Source organism: Pseudomonas sp. I2 (assembly GCF_040984075.1).
Lineage (GTDB): Bacteria > Pseudomonadota > Gammaproteobacteria > Pseudomonadales > Pseudomonadaceae > Aquipseudomonas > Aquipseudomonas guariconensis_B.
Genome location: NZ_JBCGFQ010000106.1, coordinates 1 through 2,745 on the forward strand (window position 1 = coordinate 1; position 2,745 = coordinate 2,745).

The following is a 2,745-nucleotide window of genomic DNA, read 5'->3' on the forward strand; positions in this document are numbered from 1 at the left end:
TCTAGCCGCCGGCTCTCATCGAAGAAGGAGTCCTCGGTGAGATTCAGAATGCCGAACACCGTCACCATGGCGTCGGCCTCCGCAGCGACTTCCACGATGGGGATCGGGCGAGCAAAAAGGCAGCAATGACGCCGTGGCACATTGGCGACTTCCACGTGGAAGTTTCACCGAGCTGACTCGGCTGGAGCATGGGCTTGGTCATGATGCGGTCCTTCGAGTCGAAAAGCCCGGCAACCGATAATGGCTTCCGGGCAACCTTATATGAAGAAATGTCGCATGAACGGCCGACTATGGCAAACATAAACGCCAATTTGGTAGCAAAAAGCCCGCGCGAGAGTAGCGTCGCAACTGTTTGAGATTCATGATGAAAGGCGTCGCGTTAATGAAGACTCACCGTGGCGCAGCGGCAACGCATCCAACACCCAGCGACGAACAGGCGACCGCCGTCAGGGCGTCAGGTAACGGATCACTGGATCGGCATAGGCGAACGGTGATCGGCCATAGCGCCGGTCCGCAAACGCCCAGGACTTCCAGACCCGGGCGTCGGCGCAGTGGCCCACAAACAGCCACGGCCACCCGCGCATCGCCCGGGCGGTGAGGCCTGATAGTCGATGTCGATCAGCGGCCGAAGCGGTCTCGATCTGCTTGGCGGCGTAGGGCGCGGGATCACCGCCCCAACTGCGCGCGACCTCGTCGCGCAGACCCTGCGACCGCTCGCCGCCGCTGAGCACGGTCATCACCTGACGAACCAGGCCGAAATAGGCCAGCGGGTGAATGGCCTCCAAGTCGGTCCGCGGGACGACGTCGGGCGCGAGCATTTCGCTGAGCCGAAACTCGAACTGTAGCGCCTGGCTCTCGGCCGCCATCACCGGGTGGTCGCGCCGATCGGCGGTGCAGATGTGGCACCAGGGATCGGCGCCCCGATGAGGGACCGCGGGCGCGCCGCAGTCATGGCAGCTGTCGGCCAGCACCAAGCCGTGGCGAGGACAGGTGCTGGCGATCGCCAGGCGCCAGCGACGCCGATAGTAGGGCTCGGCGTCCTCGGTCAGGCAGAGGGGGCACCACTGCTGGCCCGGCCGCCGGCGGGTGCGGTGATGAATGCCCACGGGCAGCAGCCACTGGGTCGCCCCCGTGACCCGGACCTCTTCGAACAACGTGCCGACCCAGGGCCGGAAGGTCGTCAACTCCGCGACCTGCGCATCGACCCCGGTATGCGCGACCAGCCCCTCCATGAGCCGAGGCGGCGCCAGCCCGTCGATGTCGCGATTCCAGATCTGCAGCCCGGGCCAGACGGCGTGACAAAAGCTATGCAGCTTGGCGGAGTTGCCGAGCGCGATCCGCCGCAGCCAACTAGAGAGCAGTTCGTCGGCCTGCGGGCGGGGACGCCAAGGCCACAGACGCAGGTCCGACATCTCAGAGCGGCGGCAGCGAGGCGGCTCTGAGGAGGACGTCCTCCCGCTGCCGCCGAACCGATGGCCTCACATGGTTCAGCGAGCGCAGCAGCGGAAGATCAATGCGCTCTTTCTCTGAGCGGATGGCCATCAGGGCGGCGCGGCGCACCAGATAGGCGATCTCGCGCGTGGTCCCCTCCGACTCGTTGATAATCCAGGTCGCGATCTTGTCATCGGAAAGCCCGGAAGCGTGGCGAAGCGGCAGACAGGTCTCCAGGCTGTTGAGCAGGCCATAGGTCTGTTCGTTATGACCCCAGACCTCGAGTCGATGCGGCTCGAACCGGCGCTCGATCTGCGGGTCCCACCGAAGCGTGCGCAGCGCGGCGATCGTGCCGCACCCGACGATGGTGATGCCGAGGTCATTGCCGAGCAGCTTGATTGTCGCCAGCGCCTCTTCGCGTTGTTTGCGATTGCCCTTCTCGATGTGATGCAATTCGTCGATGACCAGGATCTTGACCCCGCTGGTTCGGAGCAGTCTGAGGACGTCAGGATAAAGGGTGTCGGTGCTCGCGCTCTTGCCGTAGGGCGCGTTGAGTTGCCCAAGGATCCGCACCAGCAGCCCTCGGGCAGAACCGGTCGGCCCCATGCTCACGACCAGCACCGGGACGTTGGCCTTGGACGCCCTCGGATCGTCCGGGAGGTTCTGCAACTTGGCGAAGCGCTTGACGATTTGGCTTTTGCCGATGCCCGACGGCCCCCAGATCAGGATGTGGCTGTCGCCTTCGGTCGGATAATCCTCCAGCGCCTCCTGAAGCCGCTCGGTGATCGCATCGGCGGCGGCGTAGCGGATGAAGACTTTCTGCCGGATCAGGTTGAGCCGCTGGGCGGTGTTGTCCGCCTCAAGCGCCTCGCGGGCGGCCTTGGTGAGGCGGCGGTCCTGCGAGATGAGGATCATTCGTCGATCTCATAAAAGATGTCGCGACGAACCGGAGCCTGCGGCGCTGGCGGTGCGTCTTCGGAGATGGGCGCATGCGGCGTGAGTTCGGCGGTGACTTGTTCGCCGACCCGCCGACGCTCCTGCTTCAAGCGACTCCTGTGTCGCTTCTTCGCGTTCTGTGCGTCCTGCTCCAGCAGGCGTTGGCGCTCCATTGACGCCATGATGGTCGCCATGTCCGGCTTGTCGCCGATTTGGGCGACCAACCGCTTGCGGGTCTCGTTGAACTCCCACACCGACACGTTGGGAAGGGTAATCTGCTCGCAGCGCAGCTCGCAATAGGTCCCCTCGATTGGGTGGAGGAAGTAGATGCGTGAGGCGTCGTAGGGGTTTCGGCGGACGACGAACTTGCGTTGCTCT

At 64.6% G+C, this 2,745-nt stretch carries 2 protein-coding genes and 2 pseudogenes; all 4 read right to left on the reverse strand.

The window, feature by feature from the left end:
• Positions 1-61: 61 nt before the first annotated feature.
• Positions 62-130: pseudogene (locus WCE05_RS25690) on the reverse strand (QacE family quaternary ammonium compound efflux SMR transporter); the annotation flags it as partial.
• 316 nt (positions 131-446) lie between these two features.
• Positions 447-1,412 (reverse strand): TniQ family protein, encoded by a 966-nt coding sequence (locus WCE05_RS25695; RefSeq protein ID WP_015460530.1) that lies wholly within the window; start codon positions 1,410-1,412, stop codon positions 447-449.
• Between the two features lies 1 nt (position 1,413).
• On the reverse strand, positions 1,414-2,346 hold the full coding sequence (locus WCE05_RS25700; protein ID WP_015460531.1) for a TniB family NTP-binding protein: 933 nt from the start codon (positions 2,344-2,346) through the stop codon (positions 1,414-1,416).
• Positions 2,343-2,745 (reverse strand): annotated as a pseudogene (locus WCE05_RS25705) (integrase catalytic subunit); the annotation flags it as partial. The gene WCE05_RS25700 and the pseudogene WCE05_RS25705, both read right to left, overlap by 4 nt.